Source organism: Variovorax fucosicus, from assembly GCF_030316825.1.
Lineage (GTDB): Bacteria > Pseudomonadota > Gammaproteobacteria > Burkholderiales > Burkholderiaceae_C > Variovorax > Variovorax fucosicus.
On sequence record NZ_JASZYU010000001.1, the window covers coordinates 2,434,730 to 2,450,819 of the forward strand.

The window sequence follows — 16,090 nt, forward strand, 5'->3', positions numbered from 1 at the left end:
TGTTCTTCCTCAGCGCTGCAGCAGGCCGACCAGATTCTGCAGTGCGTGGTGCACGGTCGCCGCGCGCACCGCGGCGCGGTCGCCATCGAAGCGGCGCCGCTCGGTGCGCACCTCGCCGCCGACCGACCAGCCGAACCACACGGTGCCGACCGGCTTGTCGGCACTGCCGCCCGTGGGGCCGGCCACGCCGGTGACGGCCACCGAGACCTGAGCGCGCGAATGCGCCAAGGCGCCTTCGGCCATCGCGCGCGCCACCGCTTCGCTGACGGCGCCGTGCGCCGCGATCAGCGCCGCGTCGACGCCGAGCATCTCGCTCTTGGCCTCGTTCGAGTAGGTGACAAAGCCGCGCTCGAGCCAGCCGCTGGAGCCGGCCAGGTCGGTGCAGGCGCCGGCGATCAGGCCGCCGGTGCAGCTTTCGGCGGTGGCCAGCATGAGCTTGCGGGCCAGCAGCAGATCGGCCAGCTTCGCAACCAGGTCGTCGTAGTCATTCACCATGCGCGCACCGCCGCAATCACGAGCAGCGTGCAGAGCGCCGCCACCAGGTCGTCGAAGATGATGCCGAAGCCGGCGCGCCACCAGTTCACCTGGGTGCGGTCGGCGGGCTTGAACAGCGCATCGGCCCAGCCCACCGGGCCGGGCTTGGCCGCATCGAAGTAGCGGAACAGCGCAAAGGCCACGAGCTGGCCGAGCAGGCCGGTCGGCATCACCAGCCACAGCACGATCCAGAACGCCACCACCTCGTCCCACACGATGCTGCCGGGGTCGGCGATGTTCATGCGGCGCGCCGTGGCGGTGCAGGCCCACCAGCCCACTGCCAGCGATGCCAGGATCAGCCAGCCGAAGGCGGCAGGCGACAGCCAGCGCTGCAGGATCACGAAAGCGGCCCAGGCCCACAGCGTGCCGGCGGTGCCGGGCGCCCAGCGCGACAGGCCGGAGCCGAAGCCGAGCGCAATGCAGTGCGCGGGACGCGACAGCATGAAGCGCAGCGTGGGGCGCAGGGAGCGAGGGGGCAGATCGTCGAGAGGGAGGCCGGGCATGGGGCCAATGCTAACGACCCGGCCCCGGTTTCAGCGCCTCCAGGGGTCCGACGATACGCCGGTGAGCAGCATCGCCAGCGAGGTGAAAGCCTCGTCGAGGGTCTTGCACAACCCCTCCAGCCGGGCTTTGAGATCCATGGCTTCGCAGTCCGAGCCCTTGCCTTGGTGCCTGGCGGTTTCGGGCGCTGGCAAGCAGCGCCGGGTGGACTCGTCCCAGGTCAGGCGGTAGCTGTAGTTCATGGCGTGTTCGAAGAGGCAAGAGAAAGGTAAGAGGGCCGGACGGCGCTGCCTCGCGCAGCACCCGCCCTCAAAGAAGTTAGAACCAATGGTTACAAATGCCGAAACGCCCGTAAATAGTCTGTTTGGACCGGATTGGCCTGGCGGAGAATATTCAGACTCATAACGATCGCGCCTCGCAGCGCGCACTCCGGCGCCATGTTGCCGACCCGAATTCTTCTGATCGACGATCACGCGCTGTTCCGCGCCGGGCTGCGCATGGTGCTGGCCACCGGCATTCCCGATGTGCAGGTGCTGGAGGCGGCTTCGCTCGAAGAGGCCATGCGCTTGCCCGCGGAGCCGCTCGCCCTGGTGCTTCTGGACGTTCAGCTGCAGGGCCTCAATGGCCTGGAGGGCATTGCGCTGGTGCAACGCAAATGGCCGGGCGTAGTCGTGGTGGTTCTCTCGTCCCAGGCCGAGCCCCAGACCGTGCGGCAGGCCTTGGCTCGTGGCGCGACGGCCTTTGTCTCCAAGGCCGACACGCCCGAGCACATTCTTTCGATGGTGGACAAACTGCTGCTCGGGCTGCCGGTCGCGACGCTGGCCTACGCCGGCATGGGTGCCGGGAGCGACGCCGGCACGCCACCGCGCCTGACGCCGCGCCAGTGCGAAGTGCTCAACCTGGTTTCCCAGGGCCTGTCGAACAAGCTGATCGGGCGCCGGCTCGATTTGTCGGAGAACACCGTGCGCGGGCATGTGCAGGCGCTGCTGGCAGCCTTGCAGGTATCGAGCCGCTCGGAGGCCGGCTTCGTGGCCCGCCGCAGCGGCCTGGTGGATTGAACAATCCGTTGCGCCTGGCGCCAGGGCGCGCCCTGGTCGAGCAGTTGCGCCTGCTGCTCGGCAACGGCAGCAGCTCGGTGGTTCCCGCGGTTCTGCTCGCGCTGCTGCTGGTGTGGACCCTGTCCAACGAAAGCAATGCCCTGGCCCTGAAGCTGTGGTGCGCGGCGGTGATCCTGTGGAAGCTGTTCTGCGCATGGGACGCGCAGCGCATCCTTGCGGCCGGCATCCTGCCGGAGCGCGCGCCGCGCCTGGTCTGGCGGCTGATCGTGTTGAATGCGATCGATGGCATGGCCTGGGGCGCCCTGGTCTGGGTCACGCTGGACACGACCACGGTGAGCGGCAGCATCCTGGTGGTGGCGGTGCTGGCGGGCATTGCCGGTGGTTCGATGAGTTCGCTCTCGCCGGTGTTTCCGGTGTTCGTGGTCTTCGTCGTCTTCGAGTTGATCGCGGTGGCGTCCAAGCTGTGGCTGTTGGGGGATCCGGCCTACAACGCGCTGGGCGCGGCCGGCGTGCTCTATGTGTTCACGCTGTTGGGGCAGTCGCGCAACAACGCCCGTGCGGCGCGCGCGGCGATCGATCTGCGCTTCGAGAACATCGAACTGGTCGAGCGTCTGGGCGTGGAAACCGGGCATGCGCAGGCCGAGCACCTGAAGGCCGAGCAGGCCAATCTGGCCAAGTCCAAATTCCTTGCCGCCGCGAGCCACGATCTGCGCCAGCCCATTCATGCGCAGGGCCTGTTTCTGGAGGTGTTGTCGCGCACCGAGCTTTCGGCCGTGCAGCGCGACGCGCTGACCAATGCCCGTGCCACCTGGCACGCCTCGGCCCAGATGCTCGACACGCTGCTCGATTTCTCGCGCATCGAGGCCGGCGTGGTCGAGCCGCAGCCCAGGCCCTTTCGCCTGCAGACCCTGCTTCACAAGATCGAAAACGAACTCGCGCCGCAGGCCGATGCCAAGGGCCTGGTCTACCGCTCGCGCGAAACCCGGGTGCTGGTGCAGTCCGATCCCGCGCTGCTGGAGCTGATCCTGCGCAACCTGGTGTCGAACGCCATCCGCTACACCCGGCGTGGCGGCGTGCTGGTGGCCTGCCGCGCCCGTGGCGACGATGTGCTGCTCGAAGTGTGGGATACCGGCGTCGGCGTCGACCCGACGCAGCACCAGGAGATTTTTCGCGAGTTCCACCAGCTCGGCAATGCGGAGCGCGATCGCCGCAAGGGCCTTGGGCTGGGCCTGGCCATTGCCCAGGGGCTGGCGCAGGCCCTCGGGCACCCGTTGTCGCTGGCATCGAAGCCGGGGCGCGGCAGCGTGTTCAGGCTGCGCCTGGCGCGCGCCCGCATCGCGGCCGCCAGCGACTGGCCGCCACGGGCGCCCGCTCCGTTGCGCGCGTTGGCCATGTCCATGCCCGATGTGCGCGTGCTGGTGATCGACGACGACGAGACCGTGCGCGCCGGCATGCGCCAATTGCTGCGCGGCTGGGGCTGCGCCTGCGACGCGGCCGATTCGATCGAAGAGGCCCTGGCCCTGGCGCGTGTCCATCCGCCGGGGCTGGTCATCAGCGACTACCGCCTGCGCGAGCGGCGCACCGGTGCCGAGGCTATCGGCGCGTTGCGCGCCGAGTTCGGCGCTGCACTGCCGGCGCTGCTGATCACCGGCGACACCGCGCCCGAGCGCCTGCGCGAAGCGCGCGCCAGCGGTGTGCTGCTGCTGCACAAGCCGGTCTCGCCCCGCCAGCTGCACCACGGGCTGATGGCGGTGCTCAACGGCGGCGCGATCGACTCCACGTTCGTCGCGCTGGAGTCGAACCTGGGCAGCCTCTGAGAGGTTCTAGCCGAAGTGATCGAACGCCGTGAAGCGCTGCGTGAGCGGCGCGCCGCCGGCGTCGACGATGCGCAGCCCGGGCGCGGCCTCGATGCAGCCGATGCGTGCCACGGGCGTGGCGCTGGCATGGCCGGCCTGTTCGACCGCCTTGCGTGCCGATGCCGGCGCGGTAAAGACCAGCTCGTAGTCGTCGCCGCCCGCGAGCGCACATGTGCGCTGCACTTCGACGCCGAGCGCGGCGCCCGATGCCGGCGCGCCCAACGCGATCAATTGCGTGACCGCATCGGCGTTCAGCGCGGCGCCCACGCCACTGGCCGCGAGGACATGGCCCAGGTCGCCCACCAGCCCGTCGCTCACGTCGACCGCCGCCGTCGCGATGCCGCGCAGCGCCAGGCCGAGCGCGACACGCGGCGTGGGTTGCTCCATGCGTGCCCGCGCGATCTCGAAGGCTTCGGCCGGCAGCTGCAGCGTGCCGCGAAACACCTCGAGCGCAAGCCGCGCATCGCCCAGCGTGCCGCTGACCCAGATGTCGTCGCCGGCCCGTGCACCCGAGCGCAGCAGCGCCGCGCCGGTGGGCACCTCGCCGAACACGGTGATGCAGATGTTGAGCGGGCCGCGCGTGGTGTCGCCGCCGACGAGTTCGCAGCCGTGTTCGTCGGCCAGCGCGAGCAGCCCTTTCGCAAACCCCGCAAGCCAACGCTTGTCGACCTGCGGCATCGCGAGCGCCAGCGTAAAGGCCAGCGGCTTCGCGCCGCAGGCCGCCAGGTCACTCAGGTTCACCGCCAGCGCCTTGTGGCCGAGCCGCGCGGGGTCGACGGTGGACAGGAAGTGCCGGCCTTCGACCAGCATGTCCGACGACACGGCGAGCTGCATGCCGGGGGCCGGCGCGAGCAGCGCGCAGTCGTCACCCACGCCGAGCGCCGCGCGCCGCACGGGGCGCTTGAAATAGCGGTCGATCAGGTCGAACTCGCCCATCGCTAGACCGCACCCCTGAAGCGCAGCGACGCCTGCCGCACCACCTCGGCCAGCAGGCGCTCCTTGCCCTGCCGCTCGCGCAGCCAGCGCGCGTCGTTGTGGCTGGCCTCCACATCGGTGCGCAGGCCGGCCAGCGCTTCGGTCGCGTTGAGCGCCTCGCTGTGCCATTCGAGCTGGGTCATGGTCATCAGGATGTGCTCGCGCAGCGGCATGTGCTCGCCGCTGGCCGGATCCACATAAACCGCGTCGAGCCCGAAGCGGCAGGCCTGGAAGCGGTTGTAGGTGTAGACCAGGTAGTCGTCTTCGGTCGGCGTGAAGGGCTGCTCCTGCAGGAACCAGGCGGCCAGCGATTGCACGTAGCCCGCCAGCGCGGCGGCACGCTCCACGGTGAGCGGCGTGTCGAACACGCGGATCTCGATGGTGCCGAACTCGGGCTTGGGCCGGATGTCCCAGTAGAAGTCCTTCATGCTGCGAACCACGCCGGTGCGCGTCATGCGCTCGAAATAGGCCTCGAACTCGCTCCACGTGAGCGCGAAGGGCGCACGGCCCGACAGCGGAAATGCGAAAACCGAGTTGAGCCGGGCCGAGTCGAACTGCGTGTCCTGCCCCTGCACATAGGGCGACGAGGCCGACAGCGCAATGAAATGCGGGATGTAGCGCGACATGCGGTGCAGCATCAGCAGGGCCGCATCGGCATCGGGGCAGCCGATGTGCACGTGCTGGCCGAAGATGGTGAATTGCTTCGACAGGTAGCCGTACAGCTCCGACAGCTCGCGAAAGCGCGGCTTGTCGTAGATGCGGCGCTCGTGCCACTGCTGGAACGCGTGCGTGCCGCCGCCGACCACCGCGATGTTGAGCTTGTCGGCGTTCTTCACCAGCGCGTCGCGGATCGGCGTGAGCTGTGCGATCACGTCCTTGGCCGAATGGCAGATGTCGGTCGAGATCTCGATCATGCTCGAGGTCATCTCGGGCACCACGCTGCCGGGCAGCGGCGTCTTCGCCATCTCGCGCAGCATGTCCTCGGCATAGGGCGCGAGGTCGTAGTCGTGCGTGTTGACGAGTTGCAGCTCGAGCTCGACGCCGAGCGACAGCGCCTCCGACTTGTTGAAGGCGCCGAGCTTCACCGTCCGGCTGGTCGGCGTGCCTTCGATGGTTTGCTGCTGCCGGCTGCTCATCGCTGGGTGTCCTCGGTGGTGCTGAACGCTTCGGGCGTCCACGGGATGGAGCTCTCGCCGGCGGCGTGGATCGCGATGGTGGCGAGCACCGCGCCGGCCACTTCCATGAGCAGGATCGCGGGCAGCGCGGTCTGCGTGATCATCGCGCCCAGCAGCGGCGAGGCCGTGACGAAGTTCGACGCGATCAGCAGCGCGATCGACGACAGCGGCGACATTGCGCAGCCGACCCAGAACGCCTGGCGCCAGCTGGCACCGCTGCCCGGGTTGGCGATGGCCACGCCTGCGATCTTGGCGACAAAGCGCACGCCGATCAGCGCGAGCACCACGGTGGCGATCTGCAGGCTCCAGTCGGCCTGCGCCGCTACGATCGACACCAGCACGAACATCAGCATGGTGAGCAGCGACGCGGCGGTGCCGAGCTGCCGCGGCCATGACCAGGGCCGGGGGTTGAGCTGTTTCAGCATGATGCCGCCGATCAGCGCTGCCAGCGGCGCCGAGCCGCCCAGATGCGCCGCCATCGCGGCACCGGCCGCAATCAGCGCCAGCAGCAGGATCGAGGTGTTCTCGCTGGTCGGGCTCATCACGCGCAAGGCCGAGCGCAACGCCAGCGCCAGCGCGCCGCCGACCACGAACGACAGGCCCAGCACCACCAGCACGGGCTGCAGGCGCTGGAACACGTCGGTGGGCGCGCGTTCGATCAGGCCGGCCTGCGCATAGCCGAGCGCCAGCGCATAGAAGGTGTTGAGCGTGGCCAGCGTCAGCGCGCGATCGGTCACCGGGCCCGAGGCGCGGGTGTCCATCACCACCCGCGTCAGCACCGCGGGCGAGGCGACGATCGTCATCAGCGCCAGCGCGTTGCCCACCGGGTCGGGCACGCCAAGCCAGTGCAGCATCCAGAACACGCCGAAATAGGTGAGCGTCGACTCGACCACGCTCTGCACCAGCACCATCGGGTTGTGCCGGAACCAGCGCAGCGGCAGCCGGCCGCCGGCCTCGAAAAGCACGATCGCCACGCCCAGCTCGAGCAGGAAAAGGCTGACGCCCTGCAGCGGCCAGACCGCGCCCTCGAAGCCGGCCAGGCCGACCACGGTGCCGACCATGGAATAGCCGACCACCTTGGGCATGCCGATGTAGCGCTGCACCAGATGGCCGGTGGCCGCAGCCACCGCGATGAGCAACGACCACAGCACGATCGGCAGCCCGGCCGAGGGGCGCACCCACTCGGCCCAGAAGCCCGTCAGTTCGTTGATGAAGGAAGACATAAATCCAGCAAGGGTTTTCGCCCGAGGCGAAGAAACACGAAACAAGGACGGCCACCGCAGCGGCCGGCGGAAGCTAATGCAGAACGCGCGAAACCGGCCCGCTGCCAAGGTCGGCCTCGAGCACGAACATCGGGATCGGCACGTCGAAACGCTCGCCGTTCTCCGTCACCATGAAATAGCTGCCGTGCATGGTGCCGCTCGGCGCCTGCAGGCGGCATCCACTGGTGTAGCGGAACGATTCGCCGGGTGCCAGCAGCGGCTGCTGGCCGATCACGCCGAGACCCTTGACCTCCTGCGCATGGCCGGAGGCGTCGTTGATGCGCCAGTGGCGCGCGATCAGTTGGGTCGGCACATCGCCCGTGTTGGTCACCGTCACCGTATAGGCGAAGGTATACACGCCGTCTTCGGGTGAAGACTGCTCGGCAAGGAAGCGCGGTTCGACCTGAACGCTGATCGGGCTGGTTGACATGGGGCGCATAGTACCGGAGCGGTATTGCCCCCGGTTCGCGCCGGATGGTGTAGCCGCTTTGCGACAATTGCAGCCATGAGTACCACCTTTCGCATTGCCCCCTCGATCCTGTCGGCCGATTTCGCCCGCCTGGGCGACGAAGTTCGCGACGTCATTGCAGCCGGTGCCGACTGGATCCACTTCGACGTGATGGACAACCATTACGTTCCGAACCTGACCTTCGGCCCGATGATCTGCAAGGCCCTCAAGCCCCATGCCAAGACGGCCGCGGGCGTCGCGGTGCCGATCGACGCGCACCTGATGGTGCAGCCGGTCGACGCACTGGCGGCGGCGTTCGCCGAAGCCGGCGCTGACTACATCAGCTTTCACCCCGACGCTTCGCCGCACGTGAACCGCAGCATCCAGGCGATCAAGGGGGCGGGCTGCAAGGCCGGGCTGGTGTTCAACCCCGGCCTGGGGCTCGAAGCACTCGACTGGGCGATCGACGACATCGACCTGATCCTGATCATGAGCGTGAATCCGGGCTTCGGCGGCCAGAGCTTCATCGACTCCGCGCTGCGCAAGATCGAGCAGGCGCGCAAACGCATCGAGCAGAGCGGTCGCGACATTCGCCTGGAAGTGGATGGCGGCATCAAGGTCGACAACATCGCCAGCGTGGCCAGTGCCGGCGCCGATACCTTCGTGGCGGGCAGCGCGATCTTTGGTGCCAAGGACTACGGCGGCGTGATCTCGTCGATGCGGGCGCAACTCGCTAGCGCTTGACCTTGTCGTTGTAGGTGCGATCGGTCACCGGGCCGGTGCCGGTGTCGACCACGCCGCGCTCGATGTCTTCGAGCGCCTGGCGGCCCACTTCAGGCGCGCTGCCGTCCTGATTCTGCTGGCTGCTCGACGACTGGTCGCGTTCGTGCGGCAGGCGCGGCACGGGTTCGCCGTCCTGTGCCACCTGGGTGTCGCCGCGTTCTGCGTCCTTCGCTCCGGTCTTGCGCTTGCGGGTGTCTGTCGTCATGGCGTGCTCCTGTGTGGTTTTTTGTTTTCGCAGCAACGCGGTGCGGCATGGGTAGGAGCGGCCGGCACGGGGCTGTAGGATGGCCGGCGATGTTGCCCTGTCCCCCTGCCGAAACCCTCCCTTCCCTCCCTGCGGACATGCTGCGCAGCCACGGCTTTGCTGCGCTGCAGCCGGGGCCGCGCCTGATCGTGATCGGTGGCGTGCACGGCAACGAGACTTGCGGTACGGTGGGCATCGAGCGCGTTCGCGCCGAGCTTGATGGCGGCGCGCTGCAGCTGCTGCGCGGCGAGCTGACGATGGTGCCGGTGGCCAATCCGCTGGCGCGCCGGCGCCTGCAGCGCGAGGGCGAGCGCAACCTGAACCGCCTGTTCCAGCCGACCCCGCCGGGCCAGACCCCGGCCGACTACGAGGCCCGCCTGACCGACCTGCTGTGCCCCCTGCTGGATCGGCACGACGTGCTGCTCGACCTGCATTCGTTCCAGAGCGCCGGCGAGGCCTTCGCCATGATCGGGCCGCGCGACAACACCGGCACGCTCGAGCCGTTTGCGCGGGCCGCGGAAGAAGGCCAGCTGGCCCTGCATCTGGGCACACCGCGCGTGGTCGAGGGCTGGCTAGACATCTACGCGGCCGGCCTCGCGCAGCGCAGCCCCGGCCAGCCGGTGGACGAGGCGGCGCTGGCCTTCGGCCGGGGCACCAACGAATACATGCGCAGTCGCGGCGGCTACGGCGTCACACTTGAATGCGGCCAGCACGACGACCCGGCCGCACCCGATGTGGCGCATGCGGCCATCCACGCGACATTGCGGCTGCTGGGCATGGTGGCCGAGCCCGCGCAGACGCCGCTGCAGCCGGAACTGCTGCGGCTGGTGAGCGTGGCCGACCGGCTCGAAGAAGAAGACCAGTTCGTGCGCGAATGGGCCACCTTCGACCCGGTGCTCGCAGGCGAGCCGATCGGGCTGCGCGCCGACGGCACGCTGCTGAAGGCCGAACGCGACGGCTTCATCGTGTTTCCGAATTCCGAAGCGCTGCCCGGCACCGAGTGGTTCTACTTCGCTGTCTCCAGCGATCGGAAACTCTAGCCAGCGGCGGTCATTCTGGCGCCAACAGGCGGATTGGACGAGTCCCGATCTCCGCACCCGTCACTGCGTCAATCGCAATGGGCTTGATGTCGATCCCTGTCTCCGCGTCCAGGAACCTCGTCAACTTGCCATCGCCTCGGTGCTTGCGACCCCAGGCACCAATCATGAAGAGCACCGGCAAGTAGTCGCGTCCAGCCTCGGTCAAGACGTACTCCTCACGCGGCGGACGTTCCGAGTACTGCCGCTTTTCGAGCAACTTTTCGTCCGTCAGCGTCGCCAGTCGCTTGGTCAGCATGGTCGGCGCAATCCCTAAGCTCTTCCTGAACTGATCGAAGCGCGTCAGGCCGGCATTTGCGTCCCGAAGGATCAGCATTGTCCAGGCGTCACCCAGGAAGAGGAGGCTGCGCGCGATGGGGCAGAGATTTTCAGAAGAATCTTTGGAGTTCATATCATTTCAGTATTGACTCACTACTGATTCGATACTAACATGGCGGCCGTGGACAGTCCACCCCCTGCGCAAGGGCCACATGTTCAACGCAAGGCGACAGTGAATTCATACCTTCAGAATCATCAACATGAAAAAGACAGTCTTGATCACGGGTGCATCTTCCGGTTTTGGCCTGATGCTTGCCAACAACCTTCATCAACAAGGTTTCAATGTCATCGGCACCAGTCGTGAGCCGGAAAAATATGCCGGCAAGGTGCAGTTCAAACTGCTGCGCTTGGACATCGATGACGACAACTCGGTCAAGTCATTCACCGACGAGTTGTTCCGGTACACCAAGCAGTTGGATGTACTGGTCAACAACGCAGGCTATATGGTCACCGGCCTCGCCGAGGAAACGCCGATGGACTTGGGCCGGCAGCAGTTTGAAACGAATTTTTGGGGAACGGTAAAGGTGACCAATGCGTTGCTGCCGCACTTCAGGGCGCAAAAGCACGGGCAGATCATTACAGTGAGCTCCATCGTGGGCTTGATCGGCCCGCCGAACCTGTCGTTTTACGCGGCATCCAAGCACGCAATCCAGGGTTACTTCAAATCGCTGCGCTTCGAGTTGAATCAGTTCAACATCAAGGTAAGCATGGTTGAGCCGGTCTGGTTCAAAACGAACCTGGGCCACAACGCCGTTTCCCCTGCCAATGGCCGCATCGCGGATTACAACGCCTACCGAAAGCTGGCCGATACCGCGACTCAAAAAGGAATCGATGAGGCAGAAGCGCCAGACGCGGTCGTCAACACCATCACCAAGCTGATTGGGACGAGGGAGCCCAGGTTCAGCAATCCGGTTGGAAAAATGACCGGGATGATTCTCTTCCTCCAGAGCTACGTGCCGAAGATGTTTGAAGGCTCCATTCTGAAGAGCGTGCAAACAGCCAAATAAACCTATGGAAATCGAACCATGAAATATTACCTCTGCAAATTCATTCCGCCGCGCGCAAACTTTCTAGCAACCATGTCTGCGGATGAGCAGACGTGGATGCGGCAGCATGGCGCTTACTTGAACGACCTCTTGGCCAAAGGGCTGATCGTCGCCCACGGACCCGTTGTTGACGGAAATGGTGGCTATGGCGTTTCGCTCTATCAAATCCCCGACGATCAAGACATCTCGTCATTTACATCCGAAGATCCTATTGTCAAGAATGGTGTGGGTCATTACGAGCACTACACCATGCCCCAACTGAAGGCGCGAGGCTGATAAATCTGCCGCTCACTGGGCGGCATCGGCCTGCTCGCTTGCTTCAAAGCCGGATCGGTGCCACCCCACGAAATGGAACGTTGCGTTCCTACAGCCGCAGCGCGCACCAGGCGGTAATTTGCGAAGCTGGAGACATCCCCATGCCTGCAGCCAAACACCCCAACCCGCGCGTGCTCTGGAAGGGCGCGATCAGCTTCGGCCTGGTGCACATACCGGTCGCGCTGTATTCGGCCACCAGCGACAACAGCGTCGACTTCGACTGGCTCGACAAGCGCAGCATGGATCCGGTCGGCTACAAGCGCATCAACAAGAAGACCGGCAAGGAAATCCCGCGCGAGCAGATCGTCAAGGGCATCGAATACGAAGATGGCCAGTACGTCGTGCTGAGCGATGCCGAGATCGCCGCCGCCTACCCGAAGACCACGCAGACCATCGAGATCGAGACCTTCGTGCCGGCCGACGGCATACCGTTCATCTACCTCGAGCGCCCCTACTACGTGGCCCCGATCAACCGCGGTGCCAAGGTCTATGCGCTGCTGCGCGAGACGCTGCAGCGCAGCGGCCGCGTGGGCGTCGCGCGCGTGGTGATCCAGACCAAGCAGCATCTTGCGGTGCTGGTGCCTTCGGGGCCGGGGTTGGTGCTCAACCTGCTGCGCTGGGGCGCCGACATCCGGCCCTGGAAAGATCTGCCGCTGCCTTCCGAAAACGCGCGTGAGGCGGGCCTGACCGACCGCGAGCTGAAGATGGCCTCCGAACTGGTCAAGGACATGAGCTCCGACTGGGATCCCGACGAGTTCAAAGACTCGTTCAAGGACGAGATCATGAAACTGGTCGACCGCAAGGTCGAAGCCGGCCAGACCGAGGCGGTCACGCAGCCCGAGGCGCAGGAAGAGGGCGGCCAGAGCAGCGCGAAGATCATCGACCTCACCGAGCTGTTGCAGCGCAGCCTGCGCAAGGGCGGTGGCAAGGCGGCGGCCGACGAGCCCGCCGACGAACAACCCGCCGCCAAAAAGCCGGCCGCCAAGCGTGCGGCCCGCAAGCCGGCTGCCAGGCGGCGCGCCGCCTGAAAGGGGCGATGACGATGGGCGCACGCGAGGCCTTGGCCCGCTATCACGGCAAGCGCGATTTCACGCGCACGCCAGAGCCCAGGACCGGTGGCCGCAAGGCGGCGGGCACCCTGCAGTTCGTCGTTCAGAAACACCACGCGAGCCATCTTCACTACGACTTCAGGCTCGAACTCGATGGCACGCTCAAGAGCTGGGCGGTGCCGAAAGGGCCGTGCCTCGATCCCACCGTCAAGCGCATGGCGGTGCAGGTGGAAGATCACCCCATTTCGTATGCGAACTTCGAAGGCACCATCCCGCCCAAGCAGTACGGTGCGGGCACCGTGATCGTGTGGGATCGCGGCGCGTGGCTGCCCGAGGGCAACGCACGCGAAGGGCTCGCCGCGGGCAAGCTCAAGTTCGAACTGCGCGGCGACAAGCTGCATGGCCACTGGACGCTGGTGCGCATGCACGGCAAGGCCAGCGAGCGGCAGCCGGCCTGGCTGCTGATCAAGGAACACGACGACGCCGCGCGCCCACTGGCCGGCTTCGACGTGCTCGAAGCCTTGCCCGACAGCGTGCTGAACAAGCCCTCACCGGCCGCCTTGCCGAAGCAGCCGCGCGAGGACAAGGCGGCAGACGCGCCGCGCCGCGCCTTGCCCGCAAAGCTCGCCCCGCAACTCGCGACCCTGGCCGACGGGCCGCCCGCTGAACCTGAGGAATGGCTCTACGAACTCAAGTTCGATGGCTATCGGTTGCTCACGCGCATCGAGGGCAAGTCGGTGCAATGCTTCACGCGCAACGGGCACGACTGGTCGGCCAAGCTGCCTGAACTCGTCGCCGTCTTGAAGAAACTCGGCGCGCGGTCGGCCTGGCTCGATGGCGAGATCGTGGTCGACAGCGACAAGGGCGCGCCCGACTTCCAGGCGCTGCAGAACGCGTTCGACAGCAGGGCCACCGGCCGCATCGCCTACTGGCTGTTCGACCTGCTGTTTCTCGATGGGCGCGATCTGCGGGGCCTGCCGCTGGAGCAACGCCGCAGCCTGCTGGCCGAACTGCTCGGTCCCCAACTGGCCGCGCCGTTGCGCCTCAGCGAAGCCTTCGATGTGGCGCCACGCGACCTGCTGGCCTCGGCCGCGAAGCTCGGGTTCGAGGGCATCGTCGGCAAGCGCAAGGGGTCGACCTACCAGTCGAAGCGCTCGCCCGACTGGATCAAGCTCAAGCAGCACCGGCGCCAGGAGTTCGTGATCGGCGGCTACACGGCGCCCAAAGGGTCGCGCGCCGGCTTCGGTGCGCTGCTGCTCGGCGTGTACGACGCGGCAGGCAAGCTGCAGTACTGCGGCAATGTCGGCACCGGGTTCGATGCGAAGCGCCTGGCCGACATCGAAGCGAAGCTTGTGAAGCTGCACGCGAAGGCATCGCCATTCGCGGCTGCGGTGCCGGCCTCCGTCAAGGCGCAGTGGGTGCGCCCGCAACTGGTGGCCGAGGTGTCGTTCGGCGAATGGACCCGCGAGGGCCGGATCCGCCATTCGGTGTTTCAGGGCTTGCGCAGCGACAAGCCGGCGCACGAAATCGTGCATGAAGAGGCGCAAAAGATGAAAGCACCCCCCAAGCTGCGCAACGTGAGCCATGCCGACCGCGTGATCGACCCGCAAAGCGGTGCCACCAAGGGCGACCTGTACGCCTACTACCAGGCCGCGGCCGAGCTGATGCTGCCGCATCTGCGCAAGCGGCCGGTGTCGCTGGTGCGTGCGCCAGCCGGTGTCGGCGGCGAGCTGTTCTTCCAGAAGCACGCGCAGAGCGGCGAGATGCCGGATGTGAAGCTGCTCGATCCGGCGCTCGACCCCGGCCACGAGCCGCTGCTGCAGATCGACACGGCCAAGGGGCTGCTGTCGGCGGCGCAGATGAACACCATCGAGCTGCACACCTGGAACGCCACCTCCGACGCGATCGGCAAGCCCGATCGCATGACCTTCGACCTCGACCCCGGCGAGGGCGTGCCCTGGCCGCAGGTGCAGGAAGCGGCCCTGCTGGTGCAGGTGCTGCTGAAGGAACTCGGGCTGCCGGCCTTTCTCAAGACCAGCGGCGGCAAGGGCCTGCACGTGGTGGTGCCGCTGCGGCGGGCGAATGGCTGGGACGCCGTCAAGGACTTCTCGCAGGCTGTGGTGGCGCATCTTGCCGACACCATTCCGGCGCGGTTCGTTGCCAAGAGCGGGCCGAAGAACCGCGTCGGCAAGATCTTCGTCGACTACCTGCGCAACGGTTTCGGGGCCACCACGGCGAGTGCGTGGTCGGTGCGCGCCCGACCCGGGCTGGGCATTTCGGTGCCGGTGCGCTGGGAGGAGTTGCCCGACCTGGGCAGTGGCGCCCACTGGACGCTGGCCAACATCGGCGGCCGCATGGCGCAGGGCAACCAGCCCTGGGCGCAGCTCGCGCAACAACGCGCCGGCCTCGCCAGCGCGATGCGCCGGCTCGGCCACACGCCTAGGGAGAAACCTCGTCGGTCGTGACTTCGAAGCGCTGCAGCGTGTTGACGCCGAACACCATGGTGATCGGCACGTCGGCCGCGTCGCGGCCCCTCGCCACCACGATCCGGCCGATGCGCGGCGTGTTGTGGCGGGCGTCGAAGGTGTACCAGCGGTCGCCCAGCCAGACCTCGAACCAGGCGCTGAAATCCATCGGGTACGGCACCGGCGGAATACCGATGTCGCCAAGATAGCCGGTGACATAGCGTGCCGGGATGTTCATGCAACGGCACAGCGTGATGGCCAGGTGCGTGAAGTCGCGGCAGACGCCGACGCCTTCGCGATAGCCCTCGAGCGCGGTGCGGGTGGCGCGGGCGCGCTGGTAGTCGAAGCGCAGATGGTTGTGCACCCAGTCGCAGATGGCCTGCACCCGGTGCCAGCCCGGCGTCACGTTGCCGAAGGTGTTCCATGCGAACTGCAGCAGCTCGCTGTCGACCTCGCAGTAGCGGCTTGGCAACACGAACGGCAGCGTTGCCACCGGAAGATCGGCGGCTGCGAGCTGTTGGGCGCCGTAGTCGACCGGGTCGGCCCAGCCCGTGTCGTACACCACGGCCTCGTTGCGCAGTCGCACGCTGCTCACGCCGAACGGCACATGCACCCGCGCGCAGTGGTTGTCGAACAGGTCGCGGTAGTGGTCTGTGACCAGCGGCGGGCTGATCGTGATGCTCTCTGCACCGACGATGTCCGCGGCGCGTGACGGGTGCACCTGCAGCATGTAGATCAGGGCCGTGGGTGCGGTGACACCGAGTTCAATGTCGAAACCGATTTTGATGTGCATGAACCGCTTCCCTGATGGATGTGTAGACCGGTGGAAGCAGGTTTGATGCCGACCCGGTGAGATGCGTCCCATCGTAGCGGTGCGCGGCGCTGTTCGGGCAGGAGTGCCACCCCGATCTCGCGTAGGTCGCCGGCGCTCGCGCGTCGGCCGGCTCCTACTCGTTGCGGCTCA

18 protein-coding genes are annotated in these 16,090 nt (G+C 66.8%); 8 read left to right on the forward strand and 10 right to left on the reverse strand.

Annotation, left to right across the window (positions count from 1 at the left end; all coding sequences use genetic code 11):
- Window positions 1–9: 9 nt before the first annotated feature.
- From QTI05_RS11580 to QTI05_RS11590, 3 genes are read right to left on the reverse strand one after another with little or no spacing between them, the layout of a single operon-like run.
- A complete protein-coding gene (locus tag QTI05_RS11580) occupies window positions 10–495 on the reverse strand; it encodes a CinA family protein (protein WP_286624535.1) in 486 nt (161 codons plus the stop codon).
- The gene (locus QTI05_RS11585) at window positions 489–1,037 is read right to left on the reverse strand and encodes a phosphatidylglycerophosphatase A family protein (RefSeq protein ID WP_286624537.1); all 549 of its coding nucleotides are present in this window, start codon (window positions 1,035–1,037) and stop codon (window positions 489–491) included. Before QTI05_RS11585 ends, QTI05_RS11580 begins: the two co-directional genes overlap by 7 nt.
- Before the next feature lie 30 nt (window positions 1,038–1,067).
- Window positions 1,068–1,277: an ESPR-type extended signal peptide-containing protein gene (locus QTI05_RS11590; protein ID WP_286624539.1), complete on the reverse strand. Its 210-nt coding sequence runs from the start codon at window positions 1,275–1,277 to the stop codon at window positions 1,068–1,070.
- Window positions 1,278–1,472: 195 nt separating this feature from the next.
- Here QTI05_RS11590 and QTI05_RS11595 point away from each other — a divergent pair, with 195 nt between their 5' ends.
- Both QTI05_RS11595 and QTI05_RS11600 read left to right on the forward strand, forming a co-directional pair.
- Window positions 1,473–2,093 carry a response regulator gene (locus QTI05_RS11595; protein WP_286539902.1) on the forward strand — a complete coding sequence of 207 codons (621 nt, stop codon included), beginning with the start codon at window positions 1,473–1,475 and terminating at the stop codon, window positions 2,091–2,093.
- A gap of 8 nt (window positions 2,094–2,101) precedes the next feature.
- Entirely contained in the window at window positions 2,102–3,910 is a 1,809-nt protein-coding gene (locus QTI05_RS11600) for an ATP-binding response regulator (protein ID WP_286657810.1), read from the forward strand.
- A 6-nt stretch (window positions 3,911–3,916) separates the two neighbouring features.
- Here the strand turns inward: QTI05_RS11600 and thiL are convergent, their stop codons facing one another.
- The 4 genes from thiL to apaG all read right to left on the reverse strand — a co-directional run bounded on the left by thiL (window position 3,917) and on the right by apaG (window position 7,791).
- Window positions 3,917–4,885 (reverse strand): thiamine-phosphate kinase, encoded by a 969-nt coding sequence (gene thiL / locus QTI05_RS11605; RefSeq protein WP_286624542.1) that lies wholly within the window; start codon window positions 4,883–4,885, stop codon window positions 3,917–3,919.
- Between the two features lie 2 nt (window positions 4,886–4,887).
- On the reverse strand, window positions 4,888–6,009 hold the full coding sequence (locus QTI05_RS11610) for a YbdK family carboxylate-amine ligase (protein WP_286541439.1): 1,122 nt from the start codon (window positions 6,007–6,009) through the stop codon (window positions 4,888–4,890).
- A gap of 47 nt (window positions 6,010–6,056) precedes the next feature.
- A complete protein-coding gene (locus tag QTI05_RS11615) occupies window positions 6,057–7,310 on the reverse strand; it encodes a cation:proton antiporter (RefSeq protein ID WP_286541438.1) in 1,254 nt (417 codons plus the stop codon).
- An 85-nt stretch (window positions 7,311–7,395) separates the two neighbouring features.
- Window positions 7,396–7,791, reverse strand: coding sequence for a Co2+/Mg2+ efflux facilitator ApaG/CorD (gene apaG, locus QTI05_RS11620; RefSeq protein WP_286539897.1), 396 nt, complete (start codon window positions 7,789–7,791; stop codon window positions 7,396–7,398).
- Window positions 7,792–7,866: 75 nt separating this feature from the next.
- Here apaG and rpe point away from each other — a divergent pair, with 75 nt between their 5' ends.
- Window positions 7,867–8,553 (forward strand): ribulose-phosphate 3-epimerase, encoded by a 687-nt coding sequence (gene rpe / locus QTI05_RS11625; protein ID WP_286539896.1) that lies wholly within the window; start codon window positions 7,867–7,869, stop codon window positions 8,551–8,553.
- On the opposite strand, the gene QTI05_RS11630 is transcribed toward rpe, so the two are convergent.
- Window positions 8,543–8,797, reverse strand: a complete 255-nt coding sequence (locus QTI05_RS11630) for a hypothetical protein (protein ID WP_286539894.1) — start codon at window positions 8,795–8,797, stop codon at window positions 8,543–8,545. The two genes, rpe and QTI05_RS11630, sit on opposite strands and share 11 nt — an antisense overlap.
- A 137-nt stretch (window positions 8,798–8,934) precedes the next feature.
- Here QTI05_RS11630 and QTI05_RS11635 point away from each other — a divergent pair, with 137 nt between their 5' ends.
- Window positions 8,935–9,876 (forward strand): M14 family metallopeptidase, encoded by a 942-nt coding sequence (locus tag QTI05_RS11635; RefSeq protein ID WP_286624544.1) that lies wholly within the window; start codon window positions 8,935–8,937, stop codon window positions 9,874–9,876.
- Between the two features lie 10 nt (window positions 9,877–9,886).
- On the opposite strand, the gene QTI05_RS11640 is transcribed toward QTI05_RS11635, so the two are convergent.
- Complete coding sequence (locus QTI05_RS11640; RefSeq protein WP_286624546.1) at window positions 9,887–10,324, reverse strand: winged helix-turn-helix transcriptional regulator; 438 nt, start codon at window positions 10,322–10,324, stop codon at window positions 9,887–9,889.
- A 127-nt stretch (window positions 10,325–10,451) separates the two neighbouring features.
- Between QTI05_RS11640 and QTI05_RS11645 the strand changes: the two genes are divergently transcribed.
- From QTI05_RS11645 to ligD, 4 genes are all read left to right on the forward strand, one after another.
- Entirely contained in the window at window positions 10,452–11,258 is an 807-nt protein-coding gene (locus tag QTI05_RS11645; protein ID WP_286624549.1) for an SDR family NAD(P)-dependent oxidoreductase, read from the forward strand.
- Window positions 11,259–11,276: 18 nt separating this feature from the next.
- Window positions 11,277–11,573 carry a YciI family protein gene (locus QTI05_RS11650; RefSeq protein WP_286539886.1) on the forward strand — a complete coding sequence of 99 codons (297 nt, stop codon included), beginning with the start codon at window positions 11,277–11,279 and terminating at the stop codon, window positions 11,571–11,573.
- Window positions 11,574–11,713: 140 nt separating this feature from the next.
- Window positions 11,714–12,640, forward strand: a complete 927-nt coding sequence (gene ku / locus QTI05_RS11655) for a non-homologous end joining protein Ku (protein WP_286624551.1) — start codon at window positions 11,714–11,716, stop codon at window positions 12,638–12,640.
- 14 nt (window positions 12,641–12,654) lie between these two features.
- Window positions 12,655–15,126, forward strand: coding sequence for a DNA ligase D (ligD, locus tag QTI05_RS11660; RefSeq protein WP_286624670.1), 2,472 nt, complete (start codon window positions 12,655–12,657; stop codon window positions 15,124–15,126).
- Here ligD and QTI05_RS11665 read toward each other — a convergent pair.
- Window positions 15,101–15,919 (reverse strand): transglutaminase-like domain-containing protein, encoded by an 819-nt coding sequence (locus tag QTI05_RS11665; protein ID WP_286539882.1) that lies wholly within the window; start codon window positions 15,917–15,919, stop codon window positions 15,101–15,103. The genes ligD and QTI05_RS11665 overlap by 26 nt on opposite strands.
- Between the last annotated feature and the right edge of the window lie 171 nt (window positions 15,920–16,090).